The following is a 2287-nucleotide window of genomic DNA, read 5'->3' on the forward strand; positions in this document are numbered from 1 at the left end:
GTAAGCGCCGTTAAATCGACGTACTTGCCCTAACGGTATTGCGCCACTTTTTTTGAAATCGGCTCCAACGCCACATTCCACGGTAGCAGCGCTTCCAGCTTTTCCAGGCTGTCCGCGTCGCCGATCCGCTCCAGCACATAATTGATATACGCTGACGGCTCCAGCTGATTGGCCTTGGCTGTTTCCAGCAGCGAGTAGCAGGTCGCGCTCGCCTTCGCTCCTTGCGCGCTATCGGCGAACAACCACGCCTTGCGACCCACCGCAAACGGGCGGATCGCGTTTTCCGCCAGCACGTTGCTGATATGCAGATCGCCGCGCATGCAGTAACCTACCAGGCAAGACCACTGTCCCAGCGTGTACTCCATCGCTTTTCTCGTCAGCGACCCTTTCATCACCTTGCCGATCTGCTCTTCCAACCAGATTTTGAACTCTGCCAGCAGCGGCACGCTGCGTGACTGCCGCCCCTGATAGCGCTCGGCATCACTGCCGTCCCGCAGCTCCCGTTCGATAGCATAGAGTTTGCTGATATAGCCCAACGCCACATCGGCCTTGCTGGCTTTACGTTGGTCTTTCGCGGGGACAGCCTTCGTTGCTTCGATAAATTTACGCCGGGCGTGATCCCAGCAGCCGATACGGGTGAGCCCGTTTGTGCGGCACACCTCGGCGTAGCCAGAATAACCATCAGCTTGCAGGATACCGTCAAAACCGGCCAGCAGGCGCACGGGTACGCTGCCGGCACGCGACGGATCATATTCAAATAATACTGATTGTCGGCCCGGGGGACCGCCGCGGGTGACCCACATCCACTTATCCGATTGGGCCGTTTTGCCCGCTTCCTTGAGGACCTGGATCCGGGTCTCATCAGCTTGAAGGTAAGCGGCGCTGTTTTGTTCTTCGCGCAGCAGGTTCATCAGGGGCTGGAACACGTCATCCAGACGGATGAGCCAGTGTGCCATGCTGGTGCGACTCACTTCCTGCCCATGGCGCTTGAACATCTGCTCCAGGCGGTAGAGCGGCAGGCCATCAGCATACTTCGAGGTGATGATGTAGCCCAGCAGTGACGGGGTGGCAACGCATTTGCCCAGTGGATGCACCGGACGTTTGGCCGCGAGGATCACCTGTTCGCCATCGCGCTCGAATACTGCCTTCTCTTGCCAGATCTCCAGCACCTTGAGTTGGGCCGGGATGAACTTCAGCTCTTCTTTGACTTTGGTGAAGAAGACCTTGCTGGCCCCGACTTTCTCTTCATCGCTGAGGGTCAGTTCGAGACGTTCGCGCACCAATGACGGAGAAAAGCCGCGCTGACGACGCTTGGGAGCGATCTTGGCGGTGGCGGCTTCAGGCAACTGTGCTTGCAGAGTGTCGATCTCGACTTCCATCTCGGCTTCATCAAAGAGCTGGAGCTGGCTGGCGAGCTTTTCACTGCTGGCGGCAAAGCGCTGCGCCCTGCGTAAGCGCAGCAGCTCTTCAAGCAGCAAGATATGAGAATCACGCCGCGCGATAGCCGCGTCTTTGGAAAGGAGGGCTTCTTGTTGCAACGCCAGTTGTTGCTGAAAATCAGCAATCACCACCAACAACTCAGCAGCGGAAAGGCTGCCGAGTTCGGGCAATGGGGTGAGGTATTCAGGCGTTATTTTCATGGCTAAATTATAACAAAAACAACGTAGTAAAGCACTTATTTAGCCCGATTCAGAGCGTTTCATAGTGCAATTTTTTGTGGCCTTTCATCAGGGAAATATCATAGCCATCGAGCAGCCAATTGATCTGCTCAGCCGAGAGGGAGAGCAGCTCATCGGCAGGGGATGGCCATTTGAATTTCTCCTCGGCGAGCGCCTTGTAATAGAGCACAAAGCCGTTGTCCTCCCACATCAGGCACTTGATCTTGTTGCGGCGGCGATTGGTGAAGGCATAGAGGGCACCGGAGAATGGATTGTGCCCGAGTTGCTGCTCGACCAGCGCCGCCAGGCCATTGGCCTGTTTGCGAAAATCGATGGGCGCCCGGTAGAGGTAGATCTGCGGCAGAGTCAGGGCCGGTCGCAGGTAACGCGGGCGCATTACAAGAGCCTCATGATAGCGCCGAGCAATTCAATATTGCTGGCATGCAGGCCGGAGATGGCGATGCCGTTGGGCAAGGTGAGGGTCAAGCCTGGGTGGGTCGTCTGAGAGGGCGGCAGGGTGACACGAGCAAATCCGGCAGACGAGTCAGCCTTATCGAGTTGGGGTGTTGCCAGCTTTCTGCGCCAGTAGGAGAACTGGTGGTAGCTGAGGTCATGGAGTTTACAGAAAG

General features: G+C 57.0%; 3 protein-coding genes. All 3 read right to left on the reverse strand.

From position 1 onward, the window contains the following. Positions 1-29: 29 nt before the first annotated feature. Positions 30-1640 (reverse strand): IS66 family transposase, encoded by a 1611-nt coding sequence (tnpC, locus tag OKC30_RS20570; protein ID WP_052814785.1) that lies wholly within the window; start codon positions 1638-1640, stop codon positions 30-32. A 49-nt stretch (positions 1641-1689) separates the two neighbouring features. Continuing rightward, positions 1690-2055, reverse strand: a complete 366-nt coding sequence (gene tnpB / locus OKC30_RS20575) for an IS66 family insertion sequence element accessory protein TnpB (RefSeq protein ID WP_042012890.1) — start codon at positions 2053-2055, stop codon at positions 1690-1692. Further along, the coding region (tnpA, locus tag OKC30_RS20580) for an IS66 family insertion sequence element accessory protein TnpA (protein WP_270809795.1) at positions 2055-2287 on the reverse strand (233 nt) is incomplete at its 5' end. The genes tnpB and tnpA, both read right to left, overlap by 1 nt.

Origin of the sequence: Aeromonas sp. QDB18, assembly GCF_027705325.1 — a bacterium.
In the GTDB taxonomy this organism is placed as follows: domain Bacteria; phylum Pseudomonadota; class Gammaproteobacteria; order Enterobacterales; family Aeromonadaceae; genus Aeromonas; species Aeromonas caviae.

Excerpts from the sequence above, each read along its gene's own strand:
- tnpC (WP_052814785.1), bottom strand. The coding sequence starts at position 1,640 with ATGAAAATAACGCCTGAATACCTCACCCCATTGCCCGAACTCGGCAGC.
- tnpB (WP_042012890.1), bottom strand. The coding sequence starts at position 2,055 with ATGCGCCCGCGTTACCTGCGACCGGCCCTGACTCTGCCGCAGATCTAC.